Raw genomic sequence first — 20,897 nt, 5'->3', positions numbered from 1 at the left:
TCCGCTACCAGCGACGGTAGCGGTGGTGGTCGTTGTCGTTGTCGGCCAGCGCGCCGCCGATGATCAGGCCGATGATCCCGCTGGCGATGGCGGCCATCACCACGTCGCCGTTGTCGGAGCGGTAGTAGCGGTAGCCGGGCCGCGGCGGCGGCAGGTTATAGCGGCGGTAGTCGCTGATGTAGTACCCGCGGTCGCGGTAGTACGGATAGTACTGCCCGGTCCGCCAGCGGCTGGAGCCGTAGCCGTAGTTCGGGCCGTAGCCGTAGCCGCGGCCGTATCGGTAGTCGCGCCGGTTGTCGCGGCGGTCCCACTGGTCGGGACGGCCGTCGCGGTCGCGGTCGCGGTTCCACTCGCGGCGGTCGGGGCGGCCGTCGCGGTCGGAGTCCCGCTCGTAGTAGCCGCGTCCGCCGCCGTAGTAGCCGTAGGGCTGGGCGGCGGCGCTCGCCACGGACCCGAAGGTCATGGCGGCGGCGGCGGCGATCAGAAGGGCTTTCTTCATGGCGATCTCCTCGGTTGCCGCCATCCTGGCTGAACGGCCCTGAACGGAGCGGCGCCGGGTCGTTCACCTGCAGTTCAGGTGCCTGAACGGCTCAGAAGAAGATCTTCCGGAAGCTGAGCCGGACCGTCCGGCCCAGCGGGTCGATCAGGTCGGGCTGGTAGCTGATCGGCGTCAGGCCCTGGGAGTCGCGGACCTCCAGCCGCTCGTCGAACAGGTTGTCCACCGACAGCGTGGCCCGGGCGCCCCGCAGCCAGGTGTGACGCCGGGCGAACGGCTGCAGGCCGAGGTCGGCGAACAGGCGGACGTTGACGGTGGTGAGGTCCGAGAACTCCAGGTCCTCGGCCCCGAACCGGGCGCCGTTCACCTCGGTGCCGCTCTGCCAGCGGGCGGTGACCCGGAAGCCGAGCCCGTTGCGCGAGGCGCCGGCCTGGGCCTCGATCTCGTGCCGCGGCGTGCCGCCGCTGGAGCCGACGGCCGAGCCGTCCAGCAGGTCGAGCTTCGGCACGCCCGGCCGGATGAAGATCTCCTCCTGCAGCCGCCAGGTGTGGAAGAGGGCGAACTGCATGGCCCCCGCGCCCGGTCCGCCGCCGCGCCCGCGGAACCCGCCGCCGCCGCCGCCGGCTCCGCCGCCCGGGCCGCCGAACCGCGGAGGCCCGCCCTCAGGCGGCGGCCCGCCGGCCTCGCCGCCGGCCTGGCCCTGCGCCCTGGCCCGCCGCTCGGCGAAGCGCCGCATCTCCTCGGGCGTGAAGTTCGGCTGCCGGGTCGCCCGCAGCGGCCGGCTGTAGTTGAAGCCCCAGCGGATCTGCTCGCTGTCCTGCCGCTCGAAGTTCACCGGCCGCACGTCCACCTGGACCAGCCGGTCGGTCACCTGATCGCGGACGAACCGGTTCTCCTCGGCGAACGCCGCCTCGATCTCCGCCGACGCCGTCGGGAAGCTGGCGATGACGTTCTTGGTGCGCGAGCGGGTGTAGTCGGCGCGCAGCGTCAGGTCCTGCTCGTCCAGCGGCTTCCAGTTGAAGCCGAGCTTGAAGACCTGGCGGTTGTCGGCCTGCAGGAACGGGTTGCCGCCCTCGATCCGCTCCACCTCGACGGTCTCACCGTACCGGTAGTCGAAGACCCGCACGAACGGCGTGCGGACCTCCGGGTCGCCGAGTTGCTGGACCGTGGGCGCGCCTTCCTCGTCGGTGAACGAGGCGATGATCCGCAGGTCCTCCACGGGCGACCAGTTCACGCCGCCGCCCAGGGTGGTGAGCGTGCCGAAGTCCGACAGCTTCTCGGCCGCCACGTTGAAGTTCGCCGACAGCGTGCCGATGCCGCCCAGGAACTCGTCGCGGCGGGTGAGCGGCACGTCGACGTTGGCCTGCACCCGGCCCACGTCGCGCGACAGGTCGGCTTCGCGCCGCACGCCGCGCCGCAGGCTTTCGCTCTCGAACTTCAGGGTGGAGGCGCCTACGGTGACCGCCGCGGTGACGTCGCCGGCCGGCAGGTCGAACAGCGTGCCGTTGGCCAGCGCCTCCACGTCCGCCGAGGTGACCACCGACTTCGCCTGGTCGGGGGCGCGGTAGAACACCAGGGCCGGGGAGGGCGCGGCGAACGGGTTCACCTGGCCCGCGTTGACCGCCGCCTGCAGGGCGCTGGTGTCGAGGCCCGTCTCGGTGAGCGTCTGGGTGTCCGTGCGGTCGGCGTTGGCCGTCACCGACCAGCGCCAGCCGGAGGTGGCGCCATTGGCGGCGAACCCCAGGTGGGCGTTGATCACGTCTGTGGTGCGGGTCAGCGGGTCGAGCGCGCCGAAGCGCTGCACCTCCACGTCGCGCCCGAACGGCGAGAACGGCGAGCCCGTCGGGACGGTGAGGGTGCTGGTCGGCAGGCCCAGCCGGCTCTGGGTCTCGGTGGTCTCCAGCCGCCCGTTGAACGTTGCGCCGATCCCCTCGCCGAGCGGCCGGGTGAAGACCGCGTTCAGCGAGGCCGAGCTGCTCTCCGACAGCAGGCTCCGGTAGGGCGCCTCGTCGGTCGTGCGCGCCGGCTGGCCGGCGAAGGCCTGCAGACTGGAACCGCTGGTCGGCACGCCCACGACGCTCAGGGGCTGGCCGGCGAGCGCGGTCAGCGCCGGATCGATCTCGCCGCCGAACGGCGCCGCGGTGACATTGCCCACCAGGTCGTACGGCCGCTGGCCCTCGGACCGCAGGATGTCGCGCTCGCTTTCCAGCAGCGGCGTCGAGGCGGAAGCCTTCAGGTCGAGCTGGAAACGCGTGTCGCGCTGGATGCGCAGGATGTTGGCGGTGGCGTCGTAGCTCTCCCGGCCGCCGGCGGTGGCGACACGGGCCCCAGCCTCGGTGGTCAGCGCCCGGAAGCGCGGCCGCAGCACGAAGTTCACCACCCGCTGGTCGGCGCGGTAGCCGTACTTGAGCGCCACCTCCTCCGGCAGGATGTCGACCCGCAGGATCGCCTCGGGCGGCAGGTCGCGGATCTCAGCGAAGCTGGAGATCCGCTGGCCGTTGACGAGGGTGATCGGTCGCCCGCCGCCGCGGCCCCGCGCGCTGCCGAGCTGCGGCGCGAGCGCCTCGAGCAACTCGGTGACCGAGCTGACGCCGAGCGCACGGATCTCGCGCGGTCCGAGCTGGATCTCCGGCGGGATGTCGCCGAGCACCGCGCCCGGCTGCTCGCGGGTCTCGGCGACCACGACCAGCTCCTCGACCACGGCGTCGACGTCGTCTTCCGTCGGCGCGGCGGACGGGGGCGTGGGTGGCGCGGCGGCCTCCTGCGCGGCGGCGGCCGGGGCCAGGGCGGCGGCGGCCACGCAGGCCAGGAGGGCCAGGCGCAGGTCGGCGCGGCCCGTGTTCAGCTCGATCACGCTTTCAACTCTCCTCGAAAGGCCGGGGGAGCGGCCCTCGCGCCCGATGACGCCTCGGGCGCAGAAACTCGCGAGCGGCCGAAGGGATCATGCGAGCTTCGCTGTCGTATGTCCGTGCGTGTCGCCGTGTTGCACGACAGGGGCCGAACGGCGCCCTTTGCCGCACCGGCTCCGCGGCGAGCCTCCCCCAAATGGGGGAGTTCAGCACCCTGACGATCCTCTACTCCCGATGGAGGGCTCGCCCGCGATGGGCGCGGGGCGGCCGACTGATCACCGCGCGCAGCCCGGCCCGGAGAGGCGGGGCGCGCCGCTTCGGGTGGGGGCAAGATGGCGGACTTCGGCACGACGGGCGACGACTCGCTCATGGGCGGCTCGGGCGCGGACACCCTGGTGGGCGACGCGGGCCATGACACCTTGCAGGGCGGTGCGGGCCAGGACCTGCTGCAAGGCGACGACGGACACGACTTCCTGCGCGGCGGCGCCGACAACGACACGCTCGAAGGCGGCGCGGGCGACGACTTCCTCGTGGGGTCGGGCGGCGACGACAGCTTCGTCGGCGGCGCTGGCAATGACCGGGTGGCCTTCGGAGATGCGCCCGGCGGCGTCACGGTGGACCTCACCCAGCACGGCGTCGCGCAGAACACCGGCGACGGCCAGGACACCCTCGATGGCATCGAGCACGTCTCCGGCACCCCCTTCGCAGACCGCCTGACCGGCGACGGCGGGGCCAACTGGATCTGGGGGAACTGGAACTACGGCGGCCAGCCCGGCGACACGCTCAAGGGCGGCGGCGGCGACGACGTGATCATGGTCGGCACGGGCGACCACCAGCTCGACGGCGAGGCCGGAGAGGACACGCTCAACATCTACCAGCTCAGCGACCTGTTCGCCTCGGGGGTGCGGCTCGACCTGTCGCAGCAGGGCGGCGGCCAGGCCACCGGGCTGGGGTTCATGACGCTGAACGGCTTCGAGAACCTCTCCGGCGGCGTGCAGGCCGACAGCCTCACCGGCGACGCGGGCGCGAACCGGCTGTTCGGGGACGGCGGCGACGACAGCCTGCGGGGCGGCGCCGGAAACGACGTGCTGAGCGGCGACGGCGCTCTCGACATCGACTCCTACGAAGGCGGCTCCGGCCCGATCGGTGTCCTTGCCGACGGCCACGGGGACCCGGCCGGGCACGACACGCTTGAAGGCGGCGCTGGCGAGGACAGCCTGCTCGGCGGCCAGGGCGACGACATCCTGCGAGGCGAGGCGGACAACGACACCCTCGAAGGCGGCGCCGGCGCCGACTTCCTTGTGGGCGGCGCGGGCGACGACCGGCTCGACGGGGGCGCGGGCTGGGACCGCGTGGGCTTCAGCCAGACCCACGCGGGGGTGACGGCGACGCTGGCGACCCAGAACGCGCCGCAGACGACGGGCGAGGGCTCCGACACCTTCGTGGGGATCGAGCACCTGTCCGGCACCAACGGCAACGACAATCTCACTGGCGACGGCTCGGCCAACTGGCTCTGGGGCACCGGCGGCTCCGACACTCTGAATGGCGGCGGCGGCGACGATCTGCTGTCCGTCGGCCGTGGAGACCATGTGGTCGACGGCGGCGCCGGAACCGACGTGGTCTCGTTCTACAGCATCACCCTGACCGGGCCGGTGAAGGCGAGCCTCGCCTCCGGCGTGCAGAATACCGGCCAGGGCTCGATCAGCCTGACGGGGGTGGAGGGCCTCACCGGCACGCTCTATGGCGGCGACACCCTCACCGGCGACGGCGGGAACAACATCATCACCGGCTGGGGGGGCTCGGACTCTCTGTCGGGCGGCGCGGGCGACGACTTCATCCTGGGCGACGGCGCGACGCACATCGCCGACGACGGCGCAATCGAGACCTTCGACGACGCGACGCTGAACATGGCCGATCCGCCGCCGCGGAACGACACCATCAACACCGGGTCGGGCGACGACACAGTGCACGCCGGCGTCGGCGACGACCGGGTGATCCTGGCCCAGGGCTCGGGCGAGCAGGCGCTGGTGACGCTCGGCGGCGGGGGCGACGTCCTGGTGCTGGATGAGGGGTTCGCCGGCACGGCCACGATCACCGACTTCCAGACCGGCGCCGGCGGCGACGCCCTGTCGCTCGACGCCTTCCTGGCCGCGCGCCTGACGAACTGGAACGGCGTGGACAACCCTTACCAGAGCGGTCACCTGCGCCTGAGGCAGGACGGCGCCGACACCGTGCTGGAGATCGACGCCAACGGCGGCGGCGACGCCTGGACGGCGCTCCTGCGGTTCGAGGGCGCCACCGCCACCGCCTTCACCGACGCGAACCTCGGCATCGTGGCCGGCACCAACGGCACGTCGGGCGCCGACAGCTTCGCCGGCACGGCCGGGCCGGACGTGTTCAGCGGCCTGGGGGGCGCGGACACCCTCTACGGCGCGGGCGGCGACGACCGGCTGATCGGCGGCGGGGCCAACGACACCCTTCGCGGCGAGGCCGGCAACGACACCCTCGAAGGCGGCGCCGACCACGACCTGCTGACCGGCGGCGCCGGGAACGATCGGATCGACGGCGGCGCAGGCTACGACCGCGCGAGCTTCAACAGCAGTCCCACGGGCGTCACCGTCACGCTCGCCACCCAGGGATCGGCCCAGACCACGGGTGAGGGCTCGGACACCCTGATCGGAATCGAGCACCTGACCGGCTCCGACGGCAACGACAACCTGACGGGCGACGGCGGCGGCAACTGGCTGTGGGGCACCGGCGGCTCGGACACCCTGAGCGGCGGGGGCGGCGCCGACCTGCTCTCCGTCGGTCGCGGGAACCACGTGGTGGACGGCGGCGCGGACACCGACGTGGTCTCGTTCTACAGCCTCACCCTCACCGGCCCGGTGACCGCGAGCCTGGCGGTCAGCGGCGTGCAGAACACCGGCCAGGGCACGATCAGCCTCACCGGAGTCGAAGGGCTGACCGGCACCCTGCCGTGGGGCGACACCCTGACCGGCGACGCCAACGGCAACATCCTGGCGGGCTGGGGCGGCGGCGACTCGCTTTCCGGCGGCGGCGGCGACGACCTGCTGCTCGGCGACGGCGCGACCCATATCGACACCGACGGCACGATCCAGACCTACGTCGACGCCACCAGCGCCGACGCGCCGGCCGGGGCCGACACCCTGGATGGCGGCGCGGGCGCGGACACCCTCCGGGGCTGGGCCGGCGCGGACGTGCTGGTCGGCGGGACCGGCGCGGATATCCTCGACGGCGGCGCGGGCGACGACACGGCGAGCTACGCCGGGGCCACGGCCGCGGTGACGGTGAGCCTCGCCGACGGCACGGCGACCGGCGGCGCGGACGCCGACACGCTGGTCAGCATCGAGCGGGTGGTGGGCTCGGCCCACAACGACGCCCTGCTCGGCGGCGCCGCCAACGACACGCTGAGCGGCGGCGCGGGCGACGACCAGCTCCGCGGCGACGCGGGCGACGACTACCTGGACGGCGGGGCGAACGGCCCGGTGGTGATCCAGGGCGGCTTCGGGGGCGACAGCGCCTCCTACCGCGACGCCACCGGCGGCGTGACGGTCAGCCTGGCGGTCGGCGGCGCCCAGACGGTCGGCGGCGGTCAGGGCGTGGACACCCTGGTCAACATCGAGAACCTGTTCGGCGGCGCGCACAACGACGCCCTGACCGGCGACGGCGGCTCCAACTTCCTGCTCGGCCGGGCCGGCGACGACACGCTCGCCGGCGGCGGCGCCGACGACATCCTGGAAGGCGGCTCGGGCGACGACCGGCTGGACGGCGGCGGCGGGATCGACACCGCGGCCTTCACCGAGGCCACGAGCGGCATCACGGTGAACCTCGGCACGACGACCGCCCAGGCGGTCGGGGGCGGGCTGGGCTCCGACACCCTCGTCAGCATCGAGGCGGTCACGGGCTCCGGCTACGGTGACACCCTGACCGGAACGGCCGCGGCCAATTGGTTCGACGGCGGCGCGGGCGGCGACTCGATCGTCAGCGGCGCCGGCGCCGACACCATCTTCGGCGGCGCGGGCGACGACAGCGTCAGCGCCCAGGCGGGTTCGGGCGAGGTCACCCAGGTGACGCTGAACGGCGGGGCCGACCGGGTGGTCGTTGACGCCGGCATGGGGGGCGCGGTGCGGGTCACCGACTTCCAGACCGGCGCCGGCGGCGACCGGCTGGACTTCACGGCCTGGCTGCAGGGGCGCGTGGCGGCTTGGAACGGAAGCGCGAACCCGTTCGAGGCGGGCTACCTGCGCCTGGTGCAGGACGGCTCATCCACCCTGGTGCAGCTCGACCCGACCGGCAACAGCGGCGTCTACACGACCTTCGCCGTGCTGCAGAACACCAGCAGCCTGTTGTTCACCCAGGAGAACTTCGGGTTCGCGCCGCTGCCGAAGGTGGTCGGCGGCTCGGCCGGCGACACCTTCAAGCTGGACACCACCGTCTTCACGCCGGGCTCCGTGGACGTGAACGGCGATGCCGTGACGGTCGAGGTGGACGGCGGCGGCGGCGACGACGTGGTGGAGATCGTCGCGCCGGCCCTGGTCAGCGCCAACGCCACAGCCTCCATCGCGCCCAGCGCCGACGGCACGGCCCTGCTGCTCGACCTCGACGGCGACACCATCCCCGACGTCACCCTGCGCGGCGTCGAGGAGCTGGTGCTGAACGGGGAGCGGGTGGTGGTGACCGGCGACCTGTCGCGCACCGGGCTTGCGCCCAACACCATCGTCTACAACGGCACGAGCGGTGACAACCTTTTCGACGCCAGCGGCATGCTCTCGGAGGAGTCGGTCCGCGCCTATGGCGAGGATGGGGCCGACACCCTGGTGGGCGGCGGCGATGACGACACGCTCGACGGCGGTTCGGGGGCCGACAAGCTCACCGGCGGCGGCGACAACGACATCCTGGTCGGCGACGCGGGCAACGACGAGCTGGACGGCGGCGCGGGCGAGGACACCGCGGTGTTCTCGGGCCTGAGCTCGGCCTACACCCTGACCGACCTCGGCGGCGGCGTCCTGCGGGTCGCCGGGCCGGACGGCACGGACCAGCTCACCAGCATCGAGCGGCTGCAGTTCGACGACGGCGCCTGGGGCCGCAACACCGCGCCGGCGGGGGCGGACAAGACGGTCTCCATCAGCCCGAGCGGCGGGCGCACGCTGACCGCGTCGGACTTCGGCTTCACCGACGCGGACGGGGACGACCTTGGCGCGGTGACCATCGTCAGCCTGCCGGCCAGCGGGACGCTGCGGAACAACGGCGCCACGGTGACGATCGGGCAGGTGGTCTCGGGCGCCGACGTGGCGGCCGGGCGGCTGATCTACACACCGGCCGGCGTGGGCTCGGCGAGCTTCACCTTCCAGGTGCGCGACGACGGCCTGGTGGGCTGGGGCTCGAACCAGGATGCGACGGCCAACACGCTCACCCTCCAGGCGGTCGATCCGCCGCCGCCGCCGCCCTCGGGCCCGAGCAATGTGATCAGCTCGGGAACGCAGGGCACGGAAGGCGCGGACCTCGCGAGCTTCGGGCCCGGGGACGAGCGGTTCAGCGCGGGCGGCGGCTCCGACACGGTCTCGGCCGGTGCGGGCGCCGACTGGGTGCACGGCAACGGCGGGGACGACTCCGTCTCGGCGGGCCTCGGCGCGGACACGGTGTACGGCGGCCAGGGCGACGACCTGCTGCGCGGCGACGACGGCGACGACTACCTCTCGGGCGACCTCGGGGCCGACAGCCTGCAGGGCGGGGCCGGCAACGATGCGGTGTTCGGCGGGGCCGGCGACGACCGCGTCGAAGGCGGCGACGGCGACAACTACCTGCGGGGCGGCGAGGGGGCCGACATCGTGGTCGGGGGCCTGGGCTTCGACGACGCTCACGGCAACGAGGGCGACGACACCGTCGCCGGGGGCGGCGGCGCGGACTGGGTCGTCGGCGGCAAGGACAACGACCGGCTGTTCGGCGAGATCGGCGACGACATCGTCTACGGCAATCTCGGCGCCGACACCTGCGAGGGCGGCGACGGCGCGGACGTGGTCCGCGGCGGCCAGGGCGACGACCTCGTCCTGGGCGGCATCGGCAACGACTGGCTGTCCGGCGACCGGGGCGACGACACCCTGACCGGCGGCGTCGGCGCGGACACCTTCCACGCGTTCGCCGAGTCCGGCCTCGACCGGGTCGTCGACTTCAGCATCGCCGAGGGCGACCGGGTGCAGCTCCTGCCGGGCGCGGTCTACACGGTCGCGCAGGTCGGAGCCGACACGGTGGTCGACCTCGGCGGCGGCGGCCAGCTCGTGCTGGTCGGCGTGCAGCTCTCGTCGCTGCCGACGGGCTGGATCCTGAGCTAGGGGCGCAGGCGCGGCGGCTCGGCCGCCGCGCCTCGCCTTGGCCGGGCGGGGCGTGCATCGTCCGAAAACCGCCAGCCGCCGCTCATGAATGTCCGAAAACCGCGAGACTTGCGCGGCCGCCCCGCGCATCCTCACGGCATGGACATGGACTTCGAAGCCTGCCGCCGCGCCTTCCTGACCCGGGACCCCCGGTTCGACGGCCGCATCTTCGCGGGCGTGAGGACGACCGGCATCTACTGCCGCCCGATCTGCCCGGCCCGCACCCCGCACGCGCAGAACATGACGTTCTTCCCGAGCGCAGCGGCCGCCCAGGAGGCTGGCTTCCGTCCCTGCCTGCGCTGCCGGCCGGAGTCCTCGCCGGACCTCGGGGCCTGGCGCGGCACGTCGAACACGGTGAGCCGGGCGCTCGCGCTGATCGAGGCAGGCGCGATGGACAGCGGGGATGTGGACGGGCTGGCTGGCCGCCTCGGTGTCGGCGACCGCCAACTCCGGCGGCTGTTCAAGCAGCACCTCGGCGCTTCGCCGGTCGCGGTCGCCCAGACCCGGCGCGTGCTGCTCGCCAAGCAGCTCATCCACGAGACCCGCCTGCCGATGAGCGAGGTCGCCATGGCGTCCGGGTTCGGCAGCGTGCGGCGGTTCAACGAGACCTTCCAGCAGCTCTTCGGCCGCTCGCCGGGCGCGCTGCGGCGCAGCCAGGCGGCGGAGCAGACCGCCGCGGCCGGCGGCATCACCGTCAAGCTGCCCTACCGGGCGCCCTATGACTGGGACGCCATCGTCGCCTTCCTTGCCGCCCGGGCGATCCCGGGCGTGGAGACGGTCGAGCCGCGCCGCTACGCCCGCACCCTGCAGGTGGACGGCGCCTGCGGCCTTGTGGTGGTCACGCCGGGCGCCGGCGATTTTCTTGTGGCCGAGATCCGGTTCCCGAAGGTGCAGGCCCTGCCGGCGGTGATCGCCCGCGTCCGCCGCGTGTTCGACCTGACTGCCGATCCCGCGCTGATCGGGGCGCACCTCTCGCACGACCCTGCGCTCGCGCCGCTGGTCGCCGCCCGGCCGGGGCTCCGCGCGCCCGGGGCCTGGGATGGCTTCGAGCTCGCGGTGCGGGCGATCCTCGGCCAGCAGATCACGGTGGCGGCGGCCCGCAACCTCGCCGCTCGGCTGGTGGAGGCCTACGGCGAGCGGATCGACGACCCGGCCGCCGCCGCGCTCGGCCTGAGCCGCGTCTTCCCGATGCCGGAGCAGCTCGCGGGCCGGGACATCGCCGCGCTCGGGATGCCGCGCGCCCGCGGCGCCGCCCTGGAGGCTCTGGCCCGCACGGCCGCCGCCGACCGGACGATCTTCACCCCGCGCGCCGATCTCGAGAGCGCCATCGCCGCCCTCTCGGCGCTGCCCGGAGTTGGCGAGTGGACGGCGCAGTACATCGCGCTGCGCGAGCTGCGCGAACCCGACGCTTTCCCGCACGCCGACGTCGCCCTGATGCGGGCCCTGATCGGTCCCGACGGCCGGCGGCCGACCGCTCAGGAACTGCTCGCCCGATCCCAGGCTTGGCGCCCCTGGCGCGCCTACGCCGCCCAGCACCTGTGGGCCGCCGACGCGGCCAGCCCCCGAACCTCCGCGAGGACCAAGACCGATGCGAAACGCGCAGCCTGAAACCCTCACTCTCGACCGCCTGGCCACGCCGATCGGCACGGCGCTCCTGGTCACCGACGAGGCCGGCGTGCTCCGCGCCTTCAACTGGACCGACTACGAGCCGAAGATGCGCGCCTGGATCGGCCGGCATTATCCGAAGGCCGCCCTGGTCGAGGGCCGCTCCCCGGTCCGCCCGGCCTTCGAGGCTTACTTCGCGGGCGACGCGGCGGCGCTGGACCGCGTGCCGTGGCAGGCCTCCGGCACGGCGTTCCAGCTCAAGGTCTGGGAGACCCTCTGCACCATTCCGGCGGGCGAGACGCTGAGCTACCGGGGCCTCGCCGAGCGCATCGGCCGGCCGAGCGCGGTGCGGGCGGTGGGGCTGGCGAACGGCGCGAACCCGCTGGCGGTGGTCGTGCCCTGCCATCGCGTGATCGGGGCGAACGGCTCGCTCACCGGCTACGGCGGCGGCCTGCCGCGCAAGCAGTGGCTGTTGGCCCACGAGGGGGCGGCGGCCGGCGCGCTCGCGGCCTGATCGCCACCTTACCAAGAATTCATGCGCCGGACCGTCGCCTTGCAGCGGCGCTTCCCGTATAACCTTGATCGACGGAATCGCATCGCGGGCGGGAGGATCCGATGTCGACATTGACGGACGTGGTCGCCGCCGTGGTTATGCACTCGTCGGCCGTGGCGTTCTCGCACTTCGGCGTCTCGGTGGAAGCGATGCAGCTCGAGAAGCCGCAGCCGCCGGTGGAGCGGGTGATCGCCCGCACGCCGCGCAAGGCCCGGGTCGAGAAGCTGTCCAACTGCCCCGACACGGCCAGGCCGCTCCAGCGCCCGGCGACCTCGCGCGCCTAGGCGAGGTCTTCCGCGCAAGACCTTGCGCGGCTGCGACATTCCGCTCCTGATTCGAGCTTTTCCACAGGCGGTTGTTTGCGTCTGCTCGCCCTGCGGGTAATCCTTCGTGGGCGGAGGTGGGGGCTTCCGCGCGTGAGCTGAAGGGGACGGCGCGGATGAGGATCGGAAGACGCCAGCCGCCGGTGGATTTCGGCGCGTCGAACGACGAGGGCCTGAGCGCCCCGGCCGCGGACGCGCCTGAGCCGGCGGTGAACGATCCCGTCTTCGCGCCCGCCGCCGAGGCCGCGCCGGCGCGGCCGCTCGCCCCGCCGCCGCAGCGCGCCGACGTAGCCGCCTCCGAGCTGCGCCCGCCGGCCCGCCGCGCTCAGGATCTCGCCGACGAAGCCCTGGCGCGGAGTTTCCGCGCGCCGCCGGCCTGGCCGATCTACCTCGCCGCCCTGGCGGTGTCCGCGCTCTGGGCGCTGGGACCCGTCGCCTTCGCGGTCGGCTACCGCAACCGGGTCGCGCCGCTGACCGAGGACACCTTCGCGCTCGCCGTCTTCGCCCTGCTGGCGATCGGCCCCGCCGCGTTCGTCTGGGGCGCCGCCTACATGATCCGCCAGGGCCAGAAGCTCGCCGCCGAGGCGCGGCGCGCCAAGGCCATGGCCGAGGACATGCTGTCGCCTGCGCTCAGCGCCGCCGCCCGCACCGGTCACGTGGTCCAGGGCGTCCGGGACGAGATCGAGGCAGCCGGCCTCGCCGCCGACCAGGCCCGAGAGACCCTGCTGGCGCTGCGCCAGGCCATGGCCGAGGAGACCCTGCGCCTCACCGACGCCACCCGGTCTTCGGTCCGCACCGCCCAGGACCTTGCCGGCGCGCTCGGCCGCGAGCGGGGCGAGATCGGCGCCCTGGCCGACAGCCTCGACGCCCGCGCCGCCCAGGTGGCCGACGTGATCGGCGGCCAGGCGCTGCGGGTCGTGCAGGCGAGCGACGCGGCCGGCGAGCGGCTGCGGCTTGCGGAGGCCGAGCTCGGCGCGACGCTGGACGCCCGGGTGGCCCGGGTCACCGAGGCGATCGGCAACCAGGCCCGCATGGTGGCCGAGGCCGCCGACGTCGCCGAGGCCCAGCTCCGCGAGGCCGAGTCCGTACTGGCCGCCCGCGCCGCCGACCTGGCCGCCGCGGCCGGCGAGGTGGGCGACGCCGCCCGCGTGGCCGGCGAGGACCTGACACGCCACATCGCCCGGCTGGAGACCGCCGGCTCCGGCGTGGCCGACCAGATCAAGGCGGTTGAGGGCGGGCTTTCGGGGCACCGCACGGCGCTCGTCACCCTCTCCCAGGCGCTGCGCAGCGACCATCAGGGTTTCGCCGAGCAGGCTCAGGCCCACGCCGACCGGCTGGGCGAGTTCATCGCGCAGGCCCGGCTGTCCGCCGCCGAGATGAACGAGCGGGCGATGCGCGGGAGCGAGACCCTGAAGGGGCTCATGGCCGACGCCGCCGAGCAGTTCCGCGACCTCGCCGAGACGGCGCGGGCCGAACGCGAGGAGTTCGGCCAGTCCACCCTGCAGTCGCTGGACGCGGTCTCCGCCGCCGCCGCCGAGCAGCGGGCCCAGCTCGAGGCCCAGACCCGGGCGGCCATCGACGCGCTCGCCCGCGCCGCCGAGGAGACCCGCGAGGCCGCCGCCAGCCATGCCGCCACCGCGCGCGAGCAGGTGGACCAGCTCTCCGAGGCCGCCTTCACCGCCGGCCAGAAGGCGAACCAGGTGTTCGAGGCTCGGCTGGAGGAGGCGCGCGCGCTCGTCGCCCAGTCCTCGCAGATGGTCGAGCAGGCCGGCCAGGCCACGGCGCGGCGCCTGGAGGAGGGGGCTGCGGCCGCCCGCGAGGCGATGGCCGAGCTGGAGCGGATGCTGGCCGAGCTGGAGGAGCGCGCCCGACGCCTGCCCGCCGCCGCCCAGGGCCAGGCCGAACAGGTCCGCGAGACTGTCATCCAGGGCATGGACGAGCTGATGGCGGCCGCCCGGCGGACGGCCGACGAGGCGCAGGCGATCGACGCCGCCTTCCAGGAGCGGGTGCGACACAATTTCGAGATGCTCAGCGAGGCCGTGCGCCTGATGGGCACCGTGGCCGCGGCGCCGTCGCCGGCGGCCTCGCCGCTGCTACGCGCCGTCCCGCCGCCGGCCCCGCCCACCTTCTCCGCCTCCGCCTCGCTGACCCAGCCGGCCCGTCCGGCGCGCGCGCGTCCGCCCGAGCCCGTGCTGGAGTCGGAGCCCGAGCCCGAGCCCGAACCGCCGGCGGCGGTCGTCGAGCCCGAGGCCGGCCTGCGGGCGGTGGCGGACGAACTGGCCGACCTGATGCTGGAAGACGTGGCCGAGCCTGCCCCCGCCGCGCCGGAGCCCGCGGCGGCCGAGCCTGCCGCTGAGCCCGGCAAACCAGCCGGGGCGCTCGCCGCCCGGCTTGGCCTGCGGCCGCGGCTGAAGCTGACGCCCACGGCCACGGACGAGGAGTTCAGCCAGGTGTTCGAGGCGGCCGGCGGCCCGCCGCCCGCGGAGACGAAGGGCGAGGGCTGGACCTGGAAGGACCTGCTGGCCTCCGTCGACAGCAGCCCGGCGGCGGGTCCGGACCTGGAGGAGTCCCTGTCGGCGGAGCTCGCCGGCATGGGGGTCGACCCCGAGAAGCTGCTGCCCAGGGCGCGGATCGACGAGATCGCCGCCGCGGTCCAGACCGGCGACCTCGACGGCGCCCGCCAGGTGGTCAAGAAGCTCGCGCCCGCCGCCACCCGGCGAATCGTGCGGCGGCTGTTCACGGACGAGGCGCTGAAGACCCAGGTGGCGGCCTTCATCCGCGGCCACCAGGCGCTGGTGGACGACGCGGTGGTGCAGGACCCCGAGGGTTTCCTGATGGCGGAACTGCTCGGCGGCCGGCCCGGACGGCTCTACCTGCTGCTGGACGCCGCCCTGGGGGACATCGCCTGAGGCGGCTGGCCTTCCGCGACGAGCGCTGGCCGCTGCGGGACGCCTTCGTCATCTCCCGCGGGGCCAAGACCGAGGCCCATGTCGTCGTCGCGGAGATCGGCGAGGGCGATCATGTCGGCCGCGGCGAGGCCGTGCCCTACGCCCGCTACGGTGAGGACGTCGACGGCGTCCTGGCCGAGATCGCCGCCGTCCGCGCCGCCATCGAGACGGGGGCCAGCCGCCCTGTCCTGCAGGGCCTGATGCCGGCCGGCGCGGCGCGCAATGCACTCGACTGCGCGCTCTGGGACCTCGAGGCCAAACAGGCCGGCGCGCGGGCCTGGACGCTGGCCGGCCGCGAACGCCTGGACCCGGTGAAGACCTGCTACACGCTGAGCCTCGACACGCCGGAGGCCATGGCCGAGGCCGCCCGCCTGCACGCCCGCCGGCCGATGCTGAAGTTGAAGATCGGCGGCCCGGACGATCTCGACCGGGTGGCCGCGGTGCGCCGGGCCGCCCCCCGCACCAGGCTGATCGTCGACGCCAACGAGGCGCTCGGCTTCGACGACCTCACCCGCCTGGCCCCAGAGTTCGCCCGTCTCGACGTCCAGCTTGTCGAACAGCCGCTGCCCGCCGGCGAGGACGCCGCCCTGGAGGGATGGGCCAGCCCGGTGCCGCTCTGCGCCGACGAGAGTCTGCACACCCGCGCCGAACTCGCCGACTGCGCCCGCCGCTACGCCTATGTGAACATCAAGCTCGACAAGGCCGGGGGGCTGACGGAGGCGCTGGCCCTCGCGGCCGAGGCGCGCGCCCAGGGGCTGGAGGTGATGGTCGGCTGCATGGTCGCCACCTCGCTCGCCATCGCGCCGGCGCTGCTGGTGGCGCAGGGCGCGCGCGTGGTGGACCTGGACGGGCCGCTGCTTCTGGCCCGCGACCGGGAGCCCGGGCTGCCGATCTCGGGCTCGCTCATCGAGCCGCCGCCGCCGGCGCTCTGGGGCTAGGACGGGGCAGGCGTCGTCTCTAGGGTCGCGCCATGGACCTGCCCCGCAATCCCTTCAAGCACGCCATCGCCGCCGGCCGCCGCCAGATCGGCTTTTGGCTGGCGCTCTCCGACAGCTTCGCGGCCGAGGCCGTCGCCGGCGCCGGCTACGACTGGCTGGTGGTCGACATGGAGCACGCGCCCAACACCCTCGACACCGTGCTTCGGCAACTCCAGGCGCTGGCCGGCGGTGCGGGCTCGGCGGTGGTGCGCCCGGCCTGGAACGATCCCGTCCTTATCAAGCAGGTGCTCGATCTCGGCGCCCAGACCCTGCTGGTCCCCTACGTGCAGGACGAGGGCGAGGCGCGGGCCGCCGTCGCCGCCGTCCGCTATCCGCCACGCGGCGTGCGCGGGGTGTCGGCTGGCGCGCGGGCCAGCGGCTTCGGCCGGATCCAGGACTACGCCCGCCGCGCCGAGGAGGAGCTCTGCCTGCTGGTCCAGGTGGAAACCGCCCAGGCGCTGGAGCGGCTCGAGGCGATCGCCGGCGTGGATGGCGTCGACGGCGTGTTCATCGGGCCTGCCGACCTCGCCGCCAGCCTCGGCCACCTCGGCGAGCCGGGGCATCCGGAGGTCAAGGCGGCGGTGCTCGACGCGATCCGCCGGATCGGCGCGGCGGGCAAGCCGGCGGGCCTGCTCACCGCCGATATCGATTTCGCGCAGGCCTGCCTCGACGCCGGAGCGACCTTCGTGGCGGTCGGCATCGACACCGCCGTGCTCGCCCGCGGGGCCGACGCGCTGCGCCAGCGTTTCGGCTAGGCGCCGCCGTCCCAAAGCCAGGCGGCGCCGCGCACGCCCGAGGAGTCCCCCCAGCGCGCCGGGACGAGGCGCGCGCGCCAGCGATCTGCGAACACCCGACCGGCGACGATCGGGGCAAGGCGGTCGTAGAGCTCCGGCAGGTTGGACAGTCCGCCGCCGAACACCAGGACCTCCGGGTCGACCACGTTGCAGACCATGGCGACGCCGCGGCCGACGCGGTCCAGCCAACGGTCGAGCGCCGCCGCGGCGTCGGCGTCGCCCGCGCGTGCGGCCGCGGCGATCTCGTCCGGCGCGAGGTCCCGGCCGGTCGCCTCGCGGTGCTCGCGCCGGAACGCCGGGCCGGAGATCCAGGTCTCCAGGCAGCCGCGCTGGCCGCACCAGCAGGCCGGTCCCGGATGCTCGTCGGCGGCGGGCCAGGGCAGGGGCGTGTGGCCCCACTCGCCGGCGATGCCGTTCGCGCCCTCGAGCAGGCGCCCGCCGAGCACCAGCCCCGCGCCGCAGCCGGTGCCGAGGATCACCGCGAATACCGAGGCCGCGCTCGCCGCCGCCCCGTCCGTCGCCTCCGAGAGCGCCAGGCAGTTGGCGTCGTTGGCGTAGCGCACCGGCCGGCGGAGCCTCGCGGCGAGGTCGGCGTCCAGGGGCCGCCCGTTCAGCCAGGTGGAGTTGGCGTTGCGGACCAGGCCCGTGGCCGGGGAGATCGACCCCGGCCCGCCGACGCCTACCGGCCCCCCGGCTGCGCCGCACTCGGCCTCCACCTCGGCGACCAGGGCCGCGACGGTCTCGAGCACGGCGGCATAGTCCGGCGGGGTGGGGCGACGGCGCCGCGCCAGCACCCGGCCCTCGGGGTCCAGCGCCGCGGCTTCGGTCTTGGTGCCGCCGAGGTCCACCCCGATCCGGATCATCGCAAACTCCACCAAAAGAGCGTCGTTACGCCGCTCGCGTCTCACCCTGCGGGCCCGCATAGTGACGGAGTCTGATTCACGCCGCCCGTTCGAGAGGCGGTCGAGAGGGGGAGCTCCCGCAATGTCGAGACTTCGCACGAGCCTCATGTCCGCGTCCGCGCTCGCGGGCCTTCTGGCGCTGGCCGCGCCCGCCGCCGCCCAGCAGGCGGAGGTCGGGGAGGTGGTGGTCACGGGTAGCCGCATCGCGCGACAGGATTATGTCTCCGAGAGCCCCATCGTCACTCTGGGCTCGGACCAGATCACCGCCGTCGGCTCGACCACGGTGGAGGATTCGCTGAACCAGCTGCCGCAGTTCACGCCCTCCAACGGCGCCGGCACCAACAGCACCAACTACGTCACCACGCCCGGCCAGGCCTACGCCAACCTGCGGGGCCTCGGGCCCACCCGCACGCTGGTGCTGATCGACGGCCGCCGCGTCGTCGCCGGCAACCCGAACAACGTGGTCGACCTCAACACCGTGCCAACCTTCCTCGTGGAGAGCGTCGAGACGATCACCGGCGGCGCTTCGGCCGTCTACGGCTCCGACGCCATCGCCGGCGTGGTGAACTTCAAGCTGAAGCGCAACTTCCAGGGCCTGCAGGTGGACGCCCAGGTCGGCCAGACCGACCGCGGCGACGCGGAGCAGGGGACGGTCTCGGTAGGCTACGGCCGCGAGATCGCCGGCGGCCGCGGCCATCTCGCGGTCGCGGGGACCTGGGATAAGCGCGAAGGCCTCGTGGCCGCCGCCCGCGACTGGTCGGCCATCGGCTACAATGTGGTCACCACGGGCCTGACGCCCTCGGGCGCCGCCACCATCCTCGAGGGCCGCTTCGATCCCACCGCGAATTCCGGCGGAGCGACCAACCTGCCCAGCCGCGCCGCGATCGACGCCGTGTTCGCCCAGTACGGCATCGCGCCCGGAACGGTCGCGCCGGGCTCCAACCTCGGCTTCAACGCCGACAACACCCTGTTCACCGCCGCGCCGGTGCGCAACTTCCGCGGCGAGCGCCTGCCGGGCTTCTCGGCCGAGAGCTACACCTTCAACTCGGCCGACTACCGCTACCTGTTCCTGCCGCTGGAGCGCTGGAGCGTGTTCGCCAACGGCCGCTACGAACTCACCGACGCGATCGAGGCCTACGGCACGGCGAGCTACGTCACCTACGACGTCTCGCGCCAGCTCGGCCCGGCGTCGGCCTCCGACGGGGCCTTCCCGGGGCCGGACATCCGCGTGCCGGTGACCAACCCGTTCATCCCGCAGGACCTGCGCACCCTCCTGGCCTCGCGGCCGAACCCGACCGCGGAGTTCTTCCCCCGCCGGGCGTTCAGCGAGGTCGGCGGCCGCCTGTCGGAGAACACCTACGAGACCTTCCAGCTCGTCGGCGGCCTGCGTGGCGACCTCGGCTTCCGCGACTGGAAGTGGGACGTCTACGCGAGCTTCGGCCGCATGGAACATATCGAGGACCAGGCGGGGAACGTCAGCCGCGCCGCCATGCGCCAGCTCACCTTCGCCTCCGACGGCGGCGTGGCGATCTGCGGCGGCTTCGACATCTTCGGCGCCGGGCAGGTGAGCCCGGGCTGCGCCGCGTACATCGCCCGCGCCGTGAAGAACGAGACCGAGATCGAGCAGCAGGTCTACGAGGCGAACCTCACCGGCGGCCTGTTCGACCTGTGGGCCGGCGAGGTGCAGTTCGCCGCCGGCCTGCAATACCGCCACGACTACTTCGACTACGACCCCGACCTGCTGCTGCAGGGGCCGGACATCGTCGGCTTCAACCCGCAGGTGCCGGTGCAGGGCACGATCAAGTCCAAGGAGGCCTACGCCGAGCTGCTGGTCCCGCTGCTCGACGCCGAGGCGCACGGCATGGACCTCGACCTGTCGCTGGCCGGCCGGATCTCCGACTACAACACGGTCGGGACGACCCAGGCCTGGAAGGCCGACCTGCAGTTCAGGCCGGTCCCCGGCCTGCTGCTGCGCGGCGGCTACCAGCGCGCGGTGCGGGCGCCGAACATCGCCGAGCTGTTCTCGCCGCCGTCCCTGGGTTTCGCCAGCATCGGCACGCCGAGCGGCACGACCACCGCCGGCGATCCTTGCGACCAGCGCTCCTCGTTCCGCGCCGGGCCGAACGCCGCGGCGGTGCGCACGCTCTGCCTGGCGCAGGGCGTCGCCCCGGGCATCTACGACACCTACCGCCAGGCCTCGACCCAGGTGGAGATCCTCGGCGGCGGCAACCCCGACCTGAAGGAGGAGACCTCCGACAGCTTCACGGCGGGCGTGGTCTGGTCGCCCACCGTCGACCAGCCGTTCTTCCGCCGCTTCCAGCTCGCCGTGGACTGGTACCGGATCGAGCTCGAGGACGTGGTGGGCACGCTCACCGTCCCGACCATCGTCGGCGCCTGCTTCAACACCGAGGGCACCAACCCGACGTTCTCGCCGGACAACTTCTATTGCCAGCAGTTCCAGCGCCGGCCGTCGGGCGACATCACCAACGTGCTGGTGAACCAGGTGAATCTCGCCGCCTGGAAGATCTCGGGCGTGGACTTCCAGATCGATCACGCCTTCGAACTGGCCGACCTCGGCCTGCCCGAAGCCGCCGGCCGCTTCGAGACCAACGTCGTGGTGTCGTACCTCGACACCTTCAAGCGCCAGGCCCGTCCCGGCGCGCCGTACCTGCAGAACGCCGGCACGATCGGCGGAGACCTCTCGGGCGGCGCCTACCCGGAGTGGAAGTGGACGGCGTCCTTCACCTGGAACGCGGATCCCCTGCGGATCATGTTCCGCTGGCGGCACATCGACTCCATGCTCGACTTCCGCAACGTGCCGGTCTTCTCGCCGACCGCCGTCAATCCGCCCACCTACAACGCCTACGATCTCGTCGGCTGGTACACGCTGAACGAACGGGTGACCCTGCGCGCCGGCGTGAACAACCTGACAGACAAGGATCCGCACCTGTTCACCAGCTATTCCAACTCCAACACCGACCCGTCGACCTACGACGTGCTGGGCCGCCGGTACTTCGTCGGCCTGTCGGCGCGGTTCTGACGCGAGGGACCTCCGCCGGCC

General features: G+C 73.7%; 11 protein-coding genes. 8 read left to right on the top strand and 3 right to left on the bottom strand.

Features of this window, described 5'->3' with window-relative positions:
• Positions 1-4: 4 nt before the first annotated feature.
• On the bottom strand, positions 5-499 hold the full coding sequence (locus ACE3Q8_RS15275) for an RcnB family protein (protein WP_374471145.1): 495 nt from the start codon (positions 497-499) through the stop codon (positions 5-7).
• A gap of 91 nt (positions 500-590) precedes the next feature.
• Entirely contained in the window at positions 591-3,350 is a 2,760-nt protein-coding gene (locus ACE3Q8_RS15270) for a hypothetical protein (protein ID WP_374471144.1), read from the bottom strand.
• Between the two features lie 327 nt (positions 3,351-3,677).
• Here ACE3Q8_RS15270 and ACE3Q8_RS15265 point away from each other — a divergent pair, with 327 nt between their 5' ends.
• The 7 genes from ACE3Q8_RS15265 (at position 3,678) to ACE3Q8_RS15235 (ending at position 16,895) form a co-directional block, all read left to right on the top strand.
• Entirely contained in the window at positions 3,678-9,695 is a 6,018-nt protein-coding gene (locus ACE3Q8_RS15265; protein ID WP_374471143.1) for a hypothetical protein, read from the top strand.
• Between the two features lie 144 nt (positions 9,696-9,839).
• Complete coding sequence (locus ACE3Q8_RS15260) at positions 9,840-11,342, top strand: AlkA N-terminal domain-containing protein (RefSeq protein WP_374471142.1); 1,503 nt, start codon at positions 9,840-9,842, stop codon at positions 11,340-11,342.
• A complete protein-coding gene (locus ACE3Q8_RS15255) occupies positions 11,323-11,853 on the top strand; it encodes a methylated-DNA--[protein]-cysteine S-methyltransferase (RefSeq protein WP_374471141.1) in 531 nt (176 codons plus the stop codon). The genes ACE3Q8_RS15260 and ACE3Q8_RS15255 overlap by 20 nt, the downstream gene beginning before the upstream one ends.
• 101 nt (positions 11,854-11,954) lie before the next feature.
• On the top strand, positions 11,955-12,176 hold the full coding sequence (locus ACE3Q8_RS15250; RefSeq protein WP_374471140.1) for a hypothetical protein: 222 nt from the start codon (positions 11,955-11,957) through the stop codon (positions 12,174-12,176).
• 155 nt (positions 12,177-12,331) lie between these two features.
• Positions 12,332-15,124, top strand: coding sequence for a polar localization protein TipN (locus ACE3Q8_RS15245; RefSeq protein WP_374471139.1), 2,793 nt, complete (start codon positions 12,332-12,334; stop codon positions 15,122-15,124).
• Positions 15,121-16,101 (top strand): N-acetyl-D-Glu racemase DgcA, encoded by a 981-nt coding sequence (gene dgcA, locus ACE3Q8_RS15240; protein WP_374471178.1) that lies wholly within the window; start codon positions 15,121-15,123, stop codon positions 16,099-16,101. Before ACE3Q8_RS15245 ends, dgcA begins: the two co-directional genes overlap by 4 nt.
• Positions 16,102-16,133: 32 nt before the next feature.
• Entirely contained in the window at positions 16,134-16,895 is a 762-nt protein-coding gene (locus ACE3Q8_RS15235) for an aldolase/citrate lyase family protein (RefSeq protein WP_374471138.1), read from the top strand.
• Here the strand turns inward: ACE3Q8_RS15235 and ACE3Q8_RS15230 are convergent.
• Positions 16,892-17,797 carry an ROK family protein gene (locus tag ACE3Q8_RS15230; RefSeq protein ID WP_374471137.1) on the bottom strand — a complete coding sequence of 302 codons (906 nt, stop codon included), beginning with the start codon at positions 17,795-17,797 and terminating at the stop codon, positions 16,892-16,894. The genes ACE3Q8_RS15235 and ACE3Q8_RS15230 overlap by 4 nt on opposite strands.
• Positions 17,798-17,918: 121 nt before the next feature.
• Here ACE3Q8_RS15230 and ACE3Q8_RS15225 point away from each other — a divergent pair, with 121 nt between their 5' ends.
• On the top strand, positions 17,919-20,876 hold the full coding sequence (locus ACE3Q8_RS15225) for a TonB-dependent receptor domain-containing protein (protein WP_374471136.1): 2,958 nt from the start codon (positions 17,919-17,921) through the stop codon (positions 20,874-20,876).
• Positions 20,877-20,897 lie beyond the last annotated feature (21 nt).

It is taken from the genome of Phenylobacterium sp., assembly GCF_041913825.1.
Classification (GTDB): domain Bacteria; phylum Pseudomonadota; class Alphaproteobacteria; order Caulobacterales; family Caulobacteraceae; genus Phenylobacterium.
The sequence above is the reverse complement of the archived record's forward strand: the minus strand, read 5'-3'. Positions and strand labels throughout refer to the sequence as shown.

What these genes read in the sequence shown, in the direction of transcription:
- ACE3Q8_RS15275 (WP_374471145.1), bottom strand. Translation starts at nt 499, where the DNA reads ATGAAGAAAGCCCTTCTGATCGCCGCCGCCGCCGCCATGACCTTCGGG.
- ACE3Q8_RS15265 (WP_374471143.1), top strand. Translation starts at nt 3,678, where the DNA reads ATGGCGGACTTCGGCACGACGGGCGACGACTCGCTCATGGGCGGCTCG.
- ACE3Q8_RS15260 (WP_374471142.1), top strand. Translation starts at nt 9,840, where the DNA reads ATGGACTTCGAAGCCTGCCGCCGCGCCTTCCTGACCCGGGACCCCCGG.
- ACE3Q8_RS15255 (WP_374471141.1), top strand. Translation starts at nt 11,323, where the DNA reads ATGCGAAACGCGCAGCCTGAAACCCTCACTCTCGACCGCCTGGCCACG.
- ACE3Q8_RS15250 (WP_374471140.1), top strand. Translation starts at nt 11,955, where the DNA reads ATGTCGACATTGACGGACGTGGTCGCCGCCGTGGTTATGCACTCGTCG.
- ACE3Q8_RS15245 (WP_374471139.1), top strand. Translation starts at nt 12,332, where the DNA reads ATGAGGATCGGAAGACGCCAGCCGCCGGTGGATTTCGGCGCGTCGAAC.
- ACE3Q8_RS15235 (WP_374471138.1), top strand. Translation starts at nt 16,134, where the DNA reads ATGGACCTGCCCCGCAATCCCTTCAAGCACGCCATCGCCGCCGGCCGC.
- ACE3Q8_RS15230 (WP_374471137.1), bottom strand. Translation starts at nt 17,797, where the DNA reads ATGATCCGGATCGGGGTGGACCTCGGCGGCACCAAGACCGAAGCCGCG.
- ACE3Q8_RS15225 (WP_374471136.1), top strand. Translation starts at nt 17,919, where the DNA reads ATGTCGAGACTTCGCACGAGCCTCATGTCCGCGTCCGCGCTCGCGGGC.